The organism is Actinomyces sp. oral taxon 169, assembly GCF_013394715.1.
Taxonomy (GTDB): domain Bacteria; phylum Actinomycetota; class Actinomycetes; order Actinomycetales; family Actinomycetaceae; genus Actinomyces.
In genome coordinates this window covers 1,211,258-1,227,483 of the sequence record NZ_CP058259.1, presented here as the reverse complement: position 1 = coordinate 1,227,483, position 16,226 = coordinate 1,211,258, and the positions used below count along the sequence as shown (strand labels likewise).

The 16,226-nt window shown below is 70.3% G+C and carries 14 protein-coding genes and 1 riboswitch; of the genes, 9 read left to right on the top strand and 5 right to left on the bottom strand.

What is annotated here, in order from left to right:
* Positions 1-198: 198 nt before the first annotated feature.
* From HW274_RS05290 to ribH, 9 genes are all read left to right on the top strand, one after another.
* The gene (locus HW274_RS05290; RefSeq protein ID WP_260679195.1) at positions 199-1,728 is read left to right on the top strand and encodes a hypothetical protein; all 1,530 of its coding nucleotides are present in this window, start codon (positions 199-201) and stop codon (positions 1,726-1,728) included.
* A 173-nt stretch (positions 1,729-1,901) separates the two neighbouring features.
* Positions 1,902-3,413: a hypothetical protein gene (locus HW274_RS05285; protein WP_185989373.1), complete on the top strand. Its 1,512-nt coding sequence runs from the start codon at positions 1,902-1,904 to the stop codon at positions 3,411-3,413.
* 158 nt (positions 3,414-3,571) lie between these two features.
* On the top strand, positions 3,572-4,225 hold the full coding sequence (locus HW274_RS05280) for a type II toxin-antitoxin system PemK/MazF family toxin (protein WP_185989372.1): 654 nt from the start codon (positions 3,572-3,574) through the stop codon (positions 4,223-4,225).
* Between the two features lie 240 nt (positions 4,226-4,465).
* Complete coding sequence (gene rpsT / locus HW274_RS05275) at positions 4,466-4,726, top strand: 30S ribosomal protein S20 (protein ID WP_009396927.1); 261 nt, start codon at positions 4,466-4,468, stop codon at positions 4,724-4,726.
* A gap of 108 nt (positions 4,727-4,834) precedes the next feature.
* Positions 4,835-6,322 (top strand): DUF1846 domain-containing protein, encoded by a 1,488-nt coding sequence (locus HW274_RS05270; protein ID WP_185989371.1) that lies wholly within the window; start codon positions 4,835-4,837, stop codon positions 6,320-6,322.
* Between the two features lie 131 nt (positions 6,323-6,453).
* Positions 6,454-6,583: riboswitch (FMN riboswitch) on the top strand.
* A gap of 86 nt (positions 6,584-6,669) precedes the next feature.
* Positions 6,670-7,758, top strand: coding sequence for a bifunctional diaminohydroxyphosphoribosylaminopyrimidine deaminase/5-amino-6-(5-phosphoribosylamino)uracil reductase RibD (gene ribD / locus HW274_RS05265; protein WP_185989370.1), 1,089 nt, complete (start codon positions 6,670-6,672; stop codon positions 7,756-7,758).
* Positions 7,758-8,408 (top strand): riboflavin synthase, encoded by a 651-nt coding sequence (locus tag HW274_RS05260; RefSeq protein ID WP_185989369.1) that lies wholly within the window; start codon positions 7,758-7,760, stop codon positions 8,406-8,408. Before ribD ends, HW274_RS05260 begins: the two co-directional genes overlap by 1 nt.
* Positions 8,402-9,733, top strand: coding sequence for a bifunctional 3,4-dihydroxy-2-butanone-4-phosphate synthase/GTP cyclohydrolase II (locus tag HW274_RS05255; RefSeq protein WP_185989368.1), 1,332 nt, complete (start codon positions 8,402-8,404; stop codon positions 9,731-9,733). Before HW274_RS05260 ends, HW274_RS05255 begins: the two co-directional genes overlap by 7 nt.
* Entirely contained in the window at positions 9,730-10,203 is a 474-nt protein-coding gene (ribH, locus tag HW274_RS05250; protein WP_075253954.1) for a 6,7-dimethyl-8-ribityllumazine synthase, read from the top strand. Before HW274_RS05255 ends, ribH begins: the two co-directional genes overlap by 4 nt.
* A gap of 7 nt (positions 10,204-10,210) precedes the next feature.
* Here the strand turns inward: ribH and holA are convergent, their stop codons facing one another.
* The 5 genes from holA to HW274_RS05225 all read right to left on the bottom strand — a co-directional run bounded on the left by holA (position 10,211) and on the right by HW274_RS05225 (position 16,149).
* The gene (gene holA, locus HW274_RS05245) at positions 10,211-11,116 is read right to left on the bottom strand and encodes a DNA polymerase III subunit delta (protein WP_260679224.1); all 906 of its coding nucleotides are present in this window, start codon (positions 11,114-11,116) and stop codon (positions 10,211-10,213) included.
* A complete protein-coding gene (locus tag HW274_RS05240) occupies positions 11,113-13,020 on the bottom strand; it encodes a ComEC/Rec2 family competence protein (protein WP_185989367.1) in 1,908 nt (635 codons plus the stop codon). Before HW274_RS05240 ends, holA begins: the two co-directional genes overlap by 4 nt.
* Positions 13,017-13,790: a ComEA family DNA-binding protein gene (locus HW274_RS05235; RefSeq protein ID WP_185989569.1), complete on the bottom strand. Its 774-nt coding sequence runs from the start codon at positions 13,788-13,790 to the stop codon at positions 13,017-13,019. Before HW274_RS05235 ends, HW274_RS05240 begins: the two co-directional genes overlap by 4 nt.
* A 157-nt stretch (positions 13,791-13,947) precedes the next feature.
* Complete coding sequence (locus HW274_RS05230) at positions 13,948-14,823, bottom strand: DegV family protein (protein WP_185989366.1); 876 nt, start codon at positions 14,821-14,823, stop codon at positions 13,948-13,950.
* A 69-nt stretch (positions 14,824-14,892) separates the two neighbouring features.
* Positions 14,893-16,149 carry a glycosyltransferase gene (locus HW274_RS05225; RefSeq protein WP_185989365.1) on the bottom strand — a complete coding sequence of 419 codons (1,257 nt, stop codon included), beginning with the start codon at positions 16,147-16,149 and terminating at the stop codon, positions 14,893-14,895.
* Between the last annotated feature and the right edge of the window lie 77 nt (positions 16,150-16,226).

Genomic DNA, 16,226 nt, shown 5'->3' with positions numbered 1-16,226 from the left:
GCAGACGAGCTGCAAAGAACAACGACACAGGTCGGTTGCGCCGAAAACTGGGCGCGACCGACCTTTGTCTATTCCTTTCATGAAGGCAGGGAAAGCGCGGCAGAAGAAGCACTTCGCCATTTCCATAACACTGTATTCAGAGATATATTAAAGGACCGGTCGGCGTCCCTTCCGATCATTTCAGTGAAAGGCATGCTCATGCACGTCCCATCTCTCCCATCCGCTCATCCGTGGCGGCGCCTCCTGGGTGTCGCCATCACTCTTCCCCTGCTCACCGTCGGCGCCGTCGCCGCTCCGGTGAGCGCAGCCGCCCCAACCGCCACCCCGAACACAGGAATCACCGTGGAGGGGCGCTACCATCCCGCCGGCGCCGGCTGCCACGGCTCCGACAGTGCCGAGGGCTGCCTGAGCTGGGGTGTCCGAGTCCCCTCGACCGTCGCCCCGAACTCATCGACCACCGTCACCATTGAGGCCGACTCCGTGCCCGGTCAGTGGACCTGGACCTGCCCCTCCCCGGACGGCGACAGAGTGGCGGGAACCAGTACCTTCTACATCGACAGGGGCAAGGACGAGCCCGTATCGAAGCTGGCCGACTCCGGCCTGGGTTTCTTCGACCACCTGTACTACAACCAGCACGGGGACAGCGCCGGCTCGGTCACAGCCGTTTCCTGCACTCCTGAGCACCTGAGCCTGACCTATGAGGTCAACTTCGACTCCGCCTGGGACCAGACCTCCTATGTCGACCTGGACCTGGGGACCACGGTGGCGGCTCCCGGTGCGGATGCACGCAACTACACCTTCAACCCGAAGATCACGACCTCCACGGGCAGCCTGGTTCTCACGCCCACCGCGACGGCCCACAAGCCCGCTGCCAGCGAGGCTCACGCCACCGTGTCCACTCAGGAGGTCGCGGTCGACGGCGCCGTCAAGGACACTTCCCGCTTCACCATGACGGCCAGGAACGACTCCACCACCCCACTGTCCAACTTCACCATCTCCGCCGGCCGGACCAGAGGACAGGCCCAGGTGGGCTCCCTGACCTGCGACCTGACCTCCTTCGGAGGCAAGGTCGTCTCCGCCACGGGACCGGCCGAGAACCTCACCGTCTCCAGCGGAACGGCCAAGGTCCCCCAGGGCAAGGACATCACCTGCCAGGTCGACCTGACCGGCGTCACGGGACGCAACCGGGTCAAGGCCGCACTCACCACCGGCAAGCAGACCTTCTCCAGTGACTACACCAAGGACCGCCCCATCAGCGAGGTGAAGGTCCAGCCCACTGATCGCGGAGTTGAGGCCGCCCCCACCGGCACCTACGAGGTCAAGGTGGGCTACTCCGTCACCTTCACCAACAACACCGACGCCATGGGACAGACCTCCAATATCGTCCTGCACCCCCCGGTCCCGGCCGGCTTCACCCTCAAGTACGTGTGGGGCAGTGGCACGCCGTGGTGGATCAGCATGGACGACTACGCGCTCCAGAACGACGGCTCCATGCCCCTGTCCACGAACGACACCCTGTACGCCCACTCCTCGACCATGATGACCTTCACCGCCTTCTACGAGGTCAATGCCGCGGCGGTCACCGAGGACACGTGGAAGTCCCTGGGCACCTGCGACCCCAAGGACGCATCCAAGGGACTGACCACCCAGATCGACGTCGTCGGCAGCGACGGGGTTGAGCCCGGCACCTACTCGGCCTGCACCGTCGTGACGCGCACGAAGAACTGAGCACGAGCTCAGGTCGATCAATCCGGCTGGTTGAAGGTCGGATAGGTGAGTACTTCACCTATCCGACCTTCATATGGCTGTCTCCCACAACGGGAATCCCATTTCAGTAAGAAGCAGTCCGTTGAAGACGCAATTCGTTCCTTACTCCATTCACCTCACCGAAAGGCGTGCTCATGCACTTCCCATTCTCCCCACCCGCTCTTCCCTGGCGGCGCCTCCTGCGCATAGCCCTGGCTCTTCCCCTGCTCGCCGCCGCAGCCGTCGCAGCCCCGGCCTCCGCTGATACCGACATCACCGTGGAGGGGCTGTATCACACGGCCGGTGACGGCTGCCATGGCTCCGGCAATGCCCAGGGCTGCCTGAGCTGGAAGGTCCGCATCCCATCAGCCATTGCCCCGAAGAGTGCCACGGACGTCACCATTGAGGCCGACTCCGTGCCGGGCCAATGGACCTGGACCTGCCCCTCCCAGAACGGTGACGAGGTGGCCGGGACGAGCTCCTTCTACATCGACAACGGCGGCGGCGAGCCCCCGGCCTTGATCGTGGACTCCGAGCTGAGCTCCATCTCTGAGCTGTACAACCCCCTGCTGGGTGAACCCATCGGCTCGGTCAAAGCCGTATCCTGCACTCCTGAGCACCTGAAGCTGACCTATGAGATCAACTTCTACACCCAATGGGACAAGAGCAGCTACCTCGACCTGGATCTGGGGACCACGGTGGCGGCTCCCGGCGCGGACGCGCGCAGCTACCGTTTCACCCCCACCGTCGAGGTCTCCACGCGCAACGCGATTCTTCAGCCCACCGTCACGGCGAACAAGCCCGCTGCCAGCGAGGCTCACGCCACCGTGTCCACCCAGGACGTCAGGGTCGACGGCGCAGCCAAGGACACGTCCCGCTTCACCATGACGGCGAGGAACGACTCCACCACCCCGCTGTCCGGCTTCACCATCTCCGCCGGCCGGACCAAGGGGCAGGCCCAGGTGGGCTCCCTGACCTGCGACCTGACCTCCTTCGGAGGCAAGGTCGTCTCCGCCACGGGACCGGCCGAGAGTCTCAGCGTCTCCAGCGGAACGGCCAAGGTCCCCCAGGGCAAGGACATCACCTGCCAGGTCGACCTGACCGGCGTCACGGGACGCAACCGGGTCAAGGCCGCACTGACCACCGGCAACCAGTCCTTCTCCAGCGACTACGTCAACCACCGGCCGGTGATTGAGGTGGAGACTCATCCCACGGATTTCCTGGTCGAGGCCGAGCCCACCGGCACCTACGAGGTCGAGGTCGGCTACACCGTCACCTTCACCAACACCACCGACGCCAACGGATCCAGCTCCGATATCGTCCTGCGGCCCGGGGTTCCGGCCGGCTTCTCCCTCAAGAGCGTGACAGGTACCGGCACCCCGTGGTGGGTCGGCCCGGACAGCTATGCCCTTCAGGACGACGGCTCCTTGTACTTGCGCACCGGTGACTCCTTGGACGCCCACTCGTCAACCACGATGACCTTCACCAGCACCTACCAGGTCAACGCCGAGGCGGTCACCCAGGAGACCTGGAAGGCCCTGGGCACCTGCGACCCCAAGGACCCCTCCAAGGGGCTGACCATGCAGATCGACGTCGCCGGCAGTGAAGGCGGCACCGAGGCCGGGACCCAGACGATCTGCATCCCTGTGACGCGCACCGGGAACTAGTACCCTACCGGCGCGAGTCTGCGGGCGCGCCGCACCGTCACCCCATTCGCCAGCACCACCGGTGGTCCCCCTGCTTCGAGGCAGGACCACCGGTGGCGCTGGTCGCCGTCGTGAGCCTGCAGCAGCCCCCTATCCCGCCCGGCGGTAGGGTGGCGCCCATGTCCAGCCTTCTCAACCGGATCCTCACCCTGCTCGGACGCGCTGCCTCCGACGCCGTCAGCGACGCCCTTTCCCAGAAGTCCTCGACGCCGTCGGGCACGTCGGAGCGCAGGCCATCCGGTTCAGCTCAGACCACGCAGGCCCGCGCCCCCAAGTCGTCGGCGGCGAAGCCGTCACCGACCCGGCCCCGCTCCCACGACAGCGGCGCCGCGGCGGGCGCGACGGCCCCGTCGGCGCGAGGCGTCAGCGTCTACGACGTCTCCGCCCTGGGGCTGCCCGACTTCGCCTACTCCCCCGACCCCGATGGCGAGGCCGACCCCGGCGAGGTGGTGTGGGCCTGGGTTCCCTTCGAGGAGGATCCCGCCCAGGGCAAGGACCGGCCCGTCCTGGTCCTGGCTCGCCATGAGACCCGTCTGGTCGTGGCCCAGATGACGAGCAAGGATCATGACCGCGACGCCGCCCAGGAGGCGCGCTGGGGTCGCTTCTGGCACGACGTCGGCACCGGTGACTGGGACCGTCAGGGTCGCCCCAGTGAGGTGCGCCTGGACCGTCTGCTCCTGGTGGAGGCGGCCTCGGTGCGCCGCGAGGGGGCCACGATGAAGCGTGAGGTCTTCGACGGCGTCGTGGCCGCCCTGCGCCGCCACCACTCCTGATCGCCTCCGCAGCACCGCCTGGACGCGCAGGCTCATGGGGCGATGCACCTCACGCCTGGACCCGGCTTCGCGCCTGGGGGCATGGGGATCCTGAATGATACAGTCGCCTACTGGACCTCTGGCCTGGCCGGCTGCGGGGTCCGGCGACCGGGTCAGCCAGGTGCCCCACCACCTCATGTCAACCCGTGGCGCGAACCCTCTCTCCGGCCATCGACCAATCAGACGCGAGAAAGTTTCACCGTGGCGAACATCAAGTCCCAGATCAAGCGCATCAAGACCAACGAGAAGGCCCGCCTGCGCAACAAGTCCGTCAAGTCCGAGCTCAAGACCTACGTGCGCCGCGTGCGCGAGGCCGTCGAGGCCGGTGACAAGGACGCCGCGCTCGAGCACCTCAAGGCAGCCTCCCGCAAGCTGGACAAGGCCGTCTCCAAGGGCGTCATCCACAAGAACCAGGCCGCCAACCGCAAGTCCAAGCTCGCCAAGCGCGTCGCCTCCCTCTGAGGCCATTGCAGCAGTGAGCATCTGAAGGGCGCCTCCCACCGGGGAGGCGCCCTCCCCTTTTTTCCCATCACCGTCACCCGTTCATCAGACCGCTTCAAGGAGAGCCCATTGCGCATCGGATTCGACCGCGACAAGTACCTGCGGATGCAGTCCAGCCACATTGCGGAGCGCCGCGCCCAGTTCGGCGGCAAGCTCTATCTGGAGTTCGGCGGCAAGCTCATTGACGACATGCACGCCTCGCGCGTGCTGCCGGGCTTCACCCCGGACAACAAGATCGTCATGCTCGCCGAGCTGGCCGACGAGGTCGAGATCGTCATGGCGGTCAACGCCAAGCACCTCGCCCGCAACAAGGTCCGCGCGGACCTGGGCATCCCCTACGAGGACGACCTGCTGCGCCACATCGACGCCTTCCGCAGCTACGGGCTCTACGTGGGCAGCGTCGTCGTGACCCAGTGGACTGATGACAACCGCCAGGCCCAGGACTTCAAGCGCAAGCTCGAGGCGCTGGGCATCACGGTCTACCGTCACTTCCCCATCCCCGGCTACCCCGGTGACGTCGCCCGCATCGTCTCGGCGGAGGGTTACGGGCGCAACGAGTACATCGAGACCAGGCGGGACCTGGTGGTCGTCACCGCCCCCGGCCCGGGCAGCGGCAAGATGGCCACCTGCCTGTCCCAGATCTACCACGACCACCAGCGGGGCATCTCCTCGGGCTACGCGAAGTTCGAGACCTTCCCGATCTGGAACCTGCCTCTGGACCACCCGGTCAACATCGCCTACGAGGCCGCCACCGCCGACCTCGACGACGTCAACATGATCGACCCCTTCCACCTGGCCGCCCACGGCGTCCAGACCGTCAACTACAACCGCGACGTCGAGGTCTTCCCGGTCCTGAGCCGCCTGTTCGAGGAGATCCTGGGCTCCTCGCCCTACGCCTCCCCCACGGACATGGGCGTCAACATGGCCGGCAACTGCATCAGCGACGACGAGGTCTGCCGGCAGGCCGCCTGCCAGGAGATCATCCGCCGCTACTACCGGGCCCTGGTGACCGAGAAGCGCGAGGTGATCGCCCCCGTCCAGTCCCAGCGGATCGCGCTGCTCATGGCCAAGGTGGGGGTGAGCAAGGAGGACCGCCCCGTCGTGCCGCCCACGCTGGAGGTGGCTGAGGCCACCGGCGAGCCGGCCTCGGCGATCGAGCTGCCCGACGGGCGCATCGTGACGGGCAAGACCTCCGCCCTGCTGGGGTGCTCCTCAGCGATGCTGCTCAACGCCCTCAAGCTCCTGGCCGGGATCGATGATGACGTCAACCTGCTGGCCCCGGCCTCCATCGAACCCATCCAGAAGCTCAAGACCCAGAGGCTGGGAAGCCGCAACCCGCGCCTGCACACCGACGAGGTGCTCATCGCCCTGGCCGTGTCCGCCAACGGGGACGACAACGCCCGCAAGGCCCTCGACCAGCTCGAGACGCTGCGGGGCTGCGAGGTCCACACCTCCACGATCCTGGGCTCGGTGGACGAGGGCATCTTCCGCGCCCTGGGAGTCCAGGTCACCAACGAGCCCGTCTACGCCACCAAGTCCCTGTACCGCAAGAAGTGAGGCCCGGTGCGGGCCACCCTCCTGCGGTGCGCCCGCACCCGGACACCCTGCCGAGGTGTGGATGGTCACATAGGCGCGCAGAGGTGACTGAACGCACTCGCGCGCGGTACATTCTCCCCAACGAGATGAGCTCGTGTGCTCTGGGGTCGGTGAAAGTCCGAACCGGCGGTGACAGTCCGCGACCCGGTCGCATCCAGCGACCGGCTGACCAGGTGGAATTCCTGGACCGACGGTGAGAGTCCGGATGGGAAGCGCACACGGGACACACCATGCCTCGCCCGGTGCCGTGCACCCGGCACTCCGTCATGGCGGTGTCTCTCCCCAGCGCACCCGAGGGAGAGGACCGGATGACCTCGTTCACCACCGTGCAGACGGCCGCGATGCAGCGCGCCCTACGGGCCGCGGCCTCCCCCGACGCCCCGCCCGGCCCCAACCCCCGGGTCGGCTGCGTCATCCTCTCCCCCGACGGCGACATCCTCGCCGAGGGCCACCACCGTGGCGCCGGCACCGCCCACGCCGAGGTCGACGCACTGGCGAACCTCGCCGCCACGGGCACCTCCGCCCGAGGAGCGAGCGTCCTGGTCACCCTCGAGCCGTGCAACCACCAGGGCCGCACCGGCCCATGCGTCCAGGCGCTCCTCGACGCCGGCGTGGCCGAGGTCATCTACGCCCAGGACGACCCGACTGATCAGGCCGGAGGCGGCGCGGCGGCGCTGGAGGCCGCCGGCGTGCGGGTACGGCGCGGGCTGTGCGCCCAGGAGGCCGCGCGTCTCAACCGCCCGTGGCTCCTGGCCGTGACCCGCGGACGCCCCATGGTGACGTGGAAGCTCGCCACCACCCTCGACGGCCGTATCGCCGCCGCTGACGGCACCAGCCAGTGGATCACCCCGGTGGCGGCCCGCCACGACGCCCACCGCCTGCGCCGCCAGTGCGACGCCATCATGGTGGGCACCGGCACCGTCCTCGCCGACGACCCGGCCCTCACCGTCCGCGACGAGGCAGGCCAGCCCGCACCGGCCCACCTCCAGCCGCTGCGCGTCGTCGTCGGCGCCAGGAGCCTGCCTCCCACCGCCAGGGTGCTCGCCGACGACCACTGCCTCCTCCTGCCCGACCACGACCCGCGCGCCGTCCTGGCCGCACTCGCCGAGCGCGAGATCCGCCATGTCCTGCTCGAAGGAGGCCCGACCCTCGCGACCGCCTTCCTGCGCGCCGGCCTCGTCGACCGGGTCGTCGCCTACACGGCCCCCGCCCTTCTGGGCGCGGGAGCGGCCGCTCTCGCCGACTTCGGGGCCGCGACGATCACCGATGCCCTGAGGCTGAGTCACCCCCGCGTCGAGGTCCTCGGCGCGGGTGACGAGCTCGCCGTCCGCCTCTGCGGCGATCTGGAGGCCGACGACGTTCCCACCGCCCACACCCACACCGAGGAGAGTCACTGATGTTCACCGGAATCGTCGAGGAGCTCGGACGCGTCGTCCGGCTCGAGACCGTCGAGGACAGCGCCCGGCTGACGGTCGAGGCACCCACCGTCACCCAGGACGTGAGCCTGGGCGACTCCGTCAGCGTCAACGGGTGCTGTCTGACGGTCGCCGCCGTGCACGGGAGCACCTTCACCGCCGACCTCATGGCCGAGACTCTCACGCGCACCACCCTGGGCTCCCAGGCGCCGGGAGACCCGGTCAACCTCGAGCGCGCCCTGCGCGCCAGCGACCGGCTCGGCGGGCACATCGTCCAGGGGCACGTCGATGCCACCGCCGAGGTCCTCGACCACCACCGCGGTGAGCACTGGGACCTCCTACGCATCGGCCTGCCGCAGGAGATCGCCCGCTACGTCGCCGTCAAGGGATCGGTCGCCCTCGACGGGGTGTCGCTGACGGTCGTCGACGTCGTCGACGCCCCCAACGCTTCCCCCGCGCCGGGGGCGGGGGCGTCGCTCAGCGTCGGGCTCATTCCCGAGACGCTGCGACGCACGACCCTGGGCACGAGGCGGCCCGGAGAACGGGTCAACCTCGAGGTCGACGTCCTGGCCAAGTACGCCGAGCGTCTTCTGGGCGCCCGGATGAGCCAGGAGGGGCAGCGGGCATGCTGAGCACCAGGAGCGCATCCCCGGGCACGCGCATGGACAGCGTCGAGGCTGCTCTCGCCGCCCTGCGCGAGGGCCGGACGGTCATCGTCGTCGACGATGAGAGCCGGGAGAACGAGGGGGACCTCATCCTGCCCGCGCAGAGCGCCACGACCGAGCAGCTGGCCTTCGCGGTCCGGCACTCGACCGGCATCATCTGCGCCCCCATGGCGGGCCAGGAGCTTGACCGCCTGGGCATCCCCATGATGACCGAGCACAACACCGATCCCAAGAGGACTGCCTTCACGCTGAGCGCCGACGCCCGCACCGGCATCACCACGGGTGTGAGCGCCGCCGACCGGGCACGCACCGTCCACGTCCTGGCGGACCCGGGCTCAGCTCCCAGCGACCTCGCCCGCCCCGGCCACGTCTTCCCCCTGCGGGCGCGCGAAGGCGGGATCCTCACGCGCCGCGGTCACACGGAGGCCGCCGTCGACCTCATGCGCCTGTCGGGCAACCGGCCCGTGGGGGTCCTGGTGGAGGTCATCAACGACGACGGCACCATGGCGCGCCGGCACCAGCTGCGTGAGCTCGCCGACGCCCACGCCATGCCCATGATCTCGATCAGTGACCTGGAGCGCTACCGGTGGCTGCACGAGGAGCTCGTCGAGGAGGTTGTCTCGGCGCACCTGCCCACCGCGCACGGGGAGTTCACCGCCCACGCCCTGCGCAGCAGAGTCGACGGCACCGAGTACCTCGCACTCGTGTGCGGCCGCATCGCGGACGGTGAGGAGGTCCTCACCCGAGTCCACTCCGCCTGCCTGACCGGCGACGTCCTGTCCTCCCTGCGCTGCGACTGCGGGCCGCAGCTGCGCGCCGCCATGGAGGCGATCAGCGCCCGCGGCCGCGGAGTCCTCGTCTACGCCTCCGACCATGAGGGGCGCGGCATCGGGCTCATCGACAAGCTCCGTGCCTACGCACTGCAGGAGAAGGGTATGGACACCCTCGACGCCAACGTCGCGCTGGGGCTGCCGGCCGACGCCCGCAGCTACGCCACCGCCGCCCAGGTGCTGCGCCACCTGGGCGTGCACTCGGTCGAGCTCATGACGAACAACCCGGACAAGGTGGCCGGCCTGGAGCGCTACGGCGTCAGTGTCCGCTCCATGACGCCGACACCGACCTTCGCCAACGGGGAGAACCTCGACTACCTGCGCACCAAGCGCGACCGCATGGGCCATCTGCTCACCGGGCTCGAACCCATCGGGTCCGACACGGGCTCACCGCCCGGTGAGGCGACGGCCAATAACTCGACCTGGCACACGAGCGACCACAACGAAGGAGAGGAACGATGAGCGGATCCGGGGCACCTGAGCAGAGCGCACCTCACGCACGGGGCATGAGGGTGACAGTCGTAGCCGCCCAGTGGCACGAGCGCATCATGGGGGGCCTGGTCGCCGGGGCGCTGCGCGCCGTCGAGGAGGCCGGAGCCCAGGCGAGCGTCGTGCGGGCGGTGGGTTCCTTCGAGCTGCCGGTCCTCGCCGCGGCCGCCGCGAGGGGCGGTGCCGAGGCGGTTGTCGCGCTGGGCGTCGTCATCCGCGGCGGCACCCCGCACTTCGACTACGTGTGCCGGGCCGCGACCGACGGGCTGAGCCGGGTGGCGCTCGACACCGGGGTGCCGGTGGGCTTCGGCGTGCTCACCTGCGACGACGAGGCCCAGGCGCTGGCCCGCTGCGGCGGACCGGGATCGGACGAGGACAAGGGCTACGAGGCGGCGTGCGCGGCGATGTCCACGGCGCTCACGCTGGCCGCAATGCGGGGCTGAGAACTGCTCAGCGCCGGCGACTGCCGGCTCGGCGGGCGTTGCAGATCGTCAAGACCGCCCGCTCGACGGCGTAGACGGGGTCGCGGCTGGCCCCCTTGGCCTCGGCATCGGCCCGGGCCACGGCCAGGATCGAGGTGGCCAGGGCGTCGTCGGACCAGCCCTGGAGCTCGCGGCGGGCCCGGTCCACCTGCCAGGGGGCCATGCCCAACTCGGCGGGGCTCATGCGCCTGCCCCCGGCGGCCGCGACCCGGGCGAGCTGGCGCACCTTCATGGCCAGGGCCGCGACGATGGCCACCGGGTCGGTGCCGGTGGCCACAGCGTGGCGCAGGGCCGTGATGGCGGCCGGGGTGTTACCGGCTGCGGCGGCGTCGGCGACGGTGAAGCCGGTGGCCTCGATGCGCCCGGCGTAGTAGGTGCGCACGTGGTCGACGCTGATGGTGCCCTGGGTGTCCGCGAGGAGCTGGTCGACGGCGGAGCACAGCTCGCGCAGGTCGCTGCCCAGGGCGTCGACGAGGGCGCCGACGGCCTCGGGGGCGATGCTTCGTCCGGCGCGGCGCACGTCGGCCACGACCAGGGAGGACTTGTCCTTGGCGCTCTTGACGGCCTCGCACTGGATGGTCGGGTAGGGCGACGCCTTGATGGCGTCCAGCAGGCGCTTGCCCCGCTGACCCCCGTTGTGGCGCAGGATGACGCTGACCTCGGGGTCGGCGGCGGCGCCCACGTAGGCGATGAGGTCGCTCAGCAGGGCGTCAGTCATCTGCTCCAGGGCGGGAACGTAGACGAGTCGGGGCTCACCGAACAGGGAGGGGGACACCAGGGTGTCGAGCTGGTGGGGCTCGTAGGTGGCGGCCTCCAGGCGCGTGATCTCGGTGGTGGGGTCCTTGGCCTTGGCCTGCGCGAGAAGGCTCCTCACTGCCCGGTCGGCGAGGACCTCCTCGCCGGCGCGGATGAGGACGATCGGCGCCAGCTGGGCCTGGTCCCAGCGCAGTCCAGCCGGTGCCTTGCGCGGGCCCCGGGAGCGGGGGGTGCGGGTCGCTGCCATGGGGCAAGCCTGCCACGAGCGGGCCGCCTCAACCGCCCGGCTCCCTCCAGTAGGGCGCGGCGGGCGCGAGGAGCCGCCACGAGCAGGACCCCGATCTCGCAGGCCCCCAGTGCCAGGGCACCTGTCAGTCCCTCCGGCCAGGGCAGGGTGGCGCCGGGCAGGTGGGCGAAGAAGCCGGCGACGAGCACCATCCAGGAGCAGGCCGCGAGCGCCGGCCAGGCGATGACGGCGGCGGCTGCGGGCCAGGCCGGAGCAACCAGTGCCGCCAGGAGCCCGCTGATGGTGGCGATGACGGCGGCCGGTTCGCTGAGCAGGTTGGCGGGCACCGACCAGGCCCCCACCGAGGGTTGAAGGAGGATGAGGATCGGCCCGCAAGCGGCCTGGGCCACCAGCGGCAGGGCCGCGGCGGCGGCCAGCCACCTGGGCAGGCGGCGTGAGAGGTGGGCGGCGACCGGCTTGGAGCCGATGACGATCCCGGCGGTGGCCACCACGGACAGTGCGAAGCCGTAGTCGTGGGACTGCCAGGGGTCGATGAGCAGCAGGACGATGGCTCCGGCGCACAGGGCCGGCACGGAGGCGGCACGTCTGCCGGCGACAACGCCCAGCAGCATGACGGCCCCCATGGTGGCGGCGCGCAGCACAGAGCCTGAGGGGCGCACCAGGATGACGAGGAGGGTGAGCATGACTGCGCCGAGCAGTGCCCGCCACCGCCGAGGCAGCGCCCCGAGGGCTTCCAGGCCCAGTCCCAGGATGATGGCGACGTGCTGCCCGGAGACGGCGGTCAGGTGCGTCATGGAGACGGTGCTCATGTCCTCGCGCAGCGGGGCCGGCAGGGCGTGGTCGTCGCCCAGGGCGACCCCGGGTACGAGGCTGCGGGCTCCCGGCGGCCACAGACCTGTCTCCTCCCCCACTCCTGCGGCGCCCGGGGCCCCAGTACCCGGTGCCCCGATACCCGGTGCGCTGACGGCCTGGGCGAGACCGGCGCGGACGGAGGTGACGGCCCCGAGTATCCCGCTCGGTGGGCCAAGAACGGTCAGACCGGCGCGCTTGGGGATGATGGCCGCCTCGGCACGTCCCGCTTCTGTGGGTCGCAGGCGCGTGCGCACGCGGACACGGGTCCCCATGGGCAGGCTCAGCCACTGCGTGTCGCCCAGGACGGTGGCGCTCAGGGTGGAGGCCCGCGTGTCCACCTGCTCGACATCGAGAGTGGTGATGACCAGGGTGGAGCGGCTGGTGGCTGAGACTCGCGGCTGCTGGGAGACGGTGCCGATGAGGGTGACCGGCTGCCCGGAGGCCACTGCCGCGGTCAGCGGGTCGCGCTGGCGGGCCCACAGGTGGGCGGCGCTGATGGTCAGGACCGTCGCGGCGCACAGGGCGCACACGAGCAGGCTGGCGCTGAGGGTCCCCATGGCCCTGGGGTCGTGCTCGGGGGCGCCGGGACGCGGGTCGGACCGGTGTCGCGGTGGCCGGAAGCGCAGGACAGTCACCAGGAGCGGCGCAGCCAGGGCGGTGCACCCGGAGGCCAGGAGCAGGGCATGCCTCCAGGCGTCAGCTGCCTGGAGGCCGACGGCCCACCCGGCACCGGCCCAGCAGGCCAGCGCCGGGGCGAGCAGGCGCAGGTCGAGGGCCTCGGGGGCCTTGGAAGAGGTGGCGTGCTGACCTCCGTCTCGGTATCGGTTGCGCTTCTGCTCCTGGCGCAGGCGCGCATACAGCGCGGGGTCGTCCCACGGGGCACTGGGACTGCCCCCACCACTGCCTTCGTGGTCCTCATTCATACGGTGGCCTGTTCTCGCAGCCCCTCGAGCTTGGCCTTGCCGATGCCGGGGACGTCGGTGAGGGCGTCAACGTTGGCGAATGGCCCGTGGGAGTCGCGGTACTCGACGATCCGTTCGGCCAGGGCCGGGCCGATGCCGGGCAGCTTCTCCAGCTCGGAGGCCGAGGCCGTGTTGATGTTGATCGTCCCGGATGCGCCGCCACCCCCGGACTTCCCCGGGGCGGTTCGCGCACCGGAGGCGGCGTCCCCACCGGGTTGGGGTGCGGGGTCGGGCAGGACCTCGCCGATGCGCGGGACCCGGATCTGCTCGCCGTCTGTCAGGACCCGGGCGAGGTTGAGCTGCTGGGTATCTGCCTCCGCGCTGGCTCCTCCGACGGCGTTGATGGCGTCGGTGACGCGGCTTCCCGGGGGCAGGGTCACCACCCCCGGCCTGCTCACCGCCCCGGTGACGTGGACGACGACGCTGCCCGATGTCGTGCTCAAGCCACCTGGTCCCGCTGCCGGTCCCGTGGTCGGCACCGGGGCCGGTTTCATGCCTGGACTCGCGGCCGACCCCGTGGGTGGGGGCCGCATTGGAGCCGACGCCCCTGCCGCTGCGGCCGGAGCCGCTTGGCCGCCGGCGCCGGTGGAGACCAGCACGGCTCTCAGTGCCAGGGCGAGAGCCAGGACGAGGAGGGCGGAGCCGGCGATGATAGCCGCCCGGGGCGCGATCGCGAGGCGCTGTGGCCGGCGCACCGGCTCCTCGGGGTCGGTTGAGCAGGCCAGACGCACAAGGTCGTCCAGGGACCTGTGCGCGTCGCTCCGTCTGGCTCCCATGTCCTCGACGGTAGGGACCGGGCCCATGGGGCGCACGGTGAGGCCGTCTGCCCTGTGGAGAGAACTGGCATCTGGCGGCCTGTGGCAACCGGGCCGCGTCGTCAGGCCTGGCTCAGTGGGTCTTCAGGTCCGGGGCGACGGCGATGCCGAGGGCGCCAGGGCCCACGTGGGTGCTCGTCGCCTCGTCGACCGGGAGGGTGAGGACCTCGGAGACCTTGGCTCCTGCCTCCTCCATCGCCTGGCGCAGATCGGTCTCGAGCAGCGCCAGCTTGTCGGTGTCGTCACCTTGAATGACCAGGCGTACTGGGTCGGCGGGGTGCCTGGGGCCGGACAGGGCGGTGCCGCCGGCGACGCGGACGGCCTGCGCGATGAGGTGGCGCCTGGCGCGGGCCGCCCCGCGCACGGTCTCCAGCGTCCGGATTCCGTCGCGGGTCAGGGCCAGGACCGGGCGGATTCCCAGGACACCGTCCAGGCGGGCCGTGGTGCGGTCGATCCTTCCCGAGCGGGCCAGGCGCCCCAGGTCGTCGACGACGAAGAGCTGGCAGGATCGGGCGGTGCTGGCCTGAGCCAGGGCCGCACCGCGACGGGCGTCGTGGGCACCGGAGGCTGCCAGCACCGCGAGCCCCAGGGCGCCGGAGCTGGTGCCGGAGTCGACGACGCGCAGCCACTGCGGGCGTCGGCGCCCCACATTCGGGCCCGGGCCGTTGAGCTGGGTCCGGTACTCGGCCTCGAGCTGGGCGGAGGCGATGCGGGCGTTGTCCATGGTGCCGGACAGGGCCGAGGAGATGTGGATGGCCAGGACCTCTTCGGCCCTGCCGGCCGCGCGCCGGTAGGCGTCCACCAGCTCCTGGACACTGGGCCGTGAGGTGGTGGCGGGCTCACCGTTGTCAGCGGCGATGGCGTGCAGCGGCACCACCTCGATCGCGCGCTCATGCAGCAGGGGCTCCGTCAGGCAGGCGGCGGAGTCGGTGACGACGGCGAGCGACATGCCGCCTACCTTATCGGCAAGCCGCGCACTGACCGGCAAGACGCCACTACTGCTCCGTAGGCCCGGCCGTCAGCGATAGGAGACCAGGAGGTCCTCGTAGAGGTTGATGAGCCGTCTGGTCATCGTCTCGGAGTCGAACTGCTGAGCCACCTCCAGGGCCCCCTCGGACAGCTCGGCGAGCCGGGCGTCGTCGGACAGCAGGGAGGCGAAGACCCGGGCGAAGTCCTCCCCCTCGATGCCGTCGGTGAGGATGGCGTTGCGCTCGGTGAGGCACTCGGTCATCCGCTCATCGCAGTAGACGATCGGCAGCCCGCAGGCGACGGCCTCCAGGAACACCATGGGCTGGTTGTCGAAGTGGTAGGAGGCCAGGGAGAAGACGTCGGCCTGCTTGAGCAGGACGGCGACCTCCTCCGGCGAGCACGTGCCGGTCAGGATCACCCGGTCCGCCACCCCGAGCCCCTCGGCGCGCCGCCCCAGCTCCTCCTGGGATGGGCCCGGGCCCACGAGCACCAGCTTGACCGGCAGGCCGGACAGGTGGGGCATGGCCTCAACGAGCGTCATCTGCCGCTTCTCCGGGCTGAGGCGGGCCACACAGATGATGATCTTCTCGCCGGGGGCCTTGGGGATCGGTGAGTCGGCGGCGCGGGCACTGCGGTAGCGGGTGGAGTCCAGCCCGTTGGGCAGCACCATGCAGGGGGTGGTCAGTCCGCCGTCGTCAATGAGGATCCGGGCCAGGTGCTGGGAGGGCGACAGGCAGGCGTCGCACTTGTTGGCGAAGGCCGCCGTCAGGCGCCACCCCTGACGCGACAGGGCCGTCTTCATGTCGCGCTTGTTGAGGTGCTTGATGGTCTCCCGGTGAACGCGCGGCAGGACAGGCTGCGACTTGAGCGCCACGGGGAAGGCGACGGACAGGGCCAGCAGGCCCGAGACCACGGCCAGCGGGTAGTCGTCGATGAGCTCGGTGTAGAGGGTGTGGATGGTGGTGACGTGGGGGATGTTCTGGCGCTTGGCCACCCAGTGCGCCAGGACCCCCAGACTGAACTGGGTCTGGCTGTGGACGATGTCGAAGTCGTAGGCGTCGAAGCGCCGGGCCAGGCCCGGATAGATGGTGGCGACCTCGCGGCTGTCGAAGACGTAGTAGCGCGAGGAGGACAGGCGGATGACGTGGTCGTCGGTCTCCTCATAGCCCTCGGCCTTGGGGGCCACCACGTAGACCTCGTGTCCCATGCGCTCCAGGGCGGCACGGAAGGTGGCTGTGGAGGTGGCCACGCCGTGGACGGAGGGCAGGTAGTCGTCAATGAAGAAGGCGATCCGCACAGCGTTCACCTGTTCCTGTGGTCCGGGTGCACCAGCAGCAGGCCCGTCAGGGGCGGTTCTTTCGGAAACGACGACGCAGGGGGCAG

What these genes read in the sequence shown, in the direction of transcription:
- HW274_RS05290 (WP_260679195.1), top strand. Translation starts at nt 199, where the DNA reads ATGCACGTCCCATCTCTCCCATCCGCTCATCCGTGGCGGCGCCTCCTG.
- HW274_RS05285 (WP_185989373.1), top strand. Translation starts at nt 1,902, where the DNA reads ATGCACTTCCCATTCTCCCCACCCGCTCTTCCCTGGCGGCGCCTCCTG.
- HW274_RS05280 (WP_185989372.1), top strand. Translation starts at nt 3,572, where the DNA reads ATGTCCAGCCTTCTCAACCGGATCCTCACCCTGCTCGGACGCGCTGCC.
- ribD (WP_185989370.1), top strand. Translation starts at nt 6,670, where the DNA reads ATGACCTCGTTCACCACCGTGCAGACGGCCGCGATGCAGCGCGCCCTA.
- HW274_RS05260 (WP_185989369.1), top strand. Translation starts at nt 7,758, where the DNA reads ATGTTCACCGGAATCGTCGAGGAGCTCGGACGCGTCGTCCGGCTCGAG.
- HW274_RS05255 (WP_185989368.1), top strand. Translation starts at nt 8,402, where the DNA reads ATGCTGAGCACCAGGAGCGCATCCCCGGGCACGCGCATGGACAGCGTC.
- ribH (WP_075253954.1), top strand. Translation starts at nt 9,730, where the DNA reads ATGAGCGGATCCGGGGCACCTGAGCAGAGCGCACCTCACGCACGGGGC.
- HW274_RS05240 (WP_185989367.1), bottom strand. Translation starts at nt 13,020, where the DNA reads ATGAATGAGGACCACGAAGGCAGTGGTGGGGGCAGTCCCAGTGCCCCG.
- HW274_RS05230 (WP_185989366.1), bottom strand. Translation starts at nt 14,823, where the DNA reads ATGTCGCTCGCCGTCGTCACCGACTCCGCCGCCTGCCTGACGGAGCCC.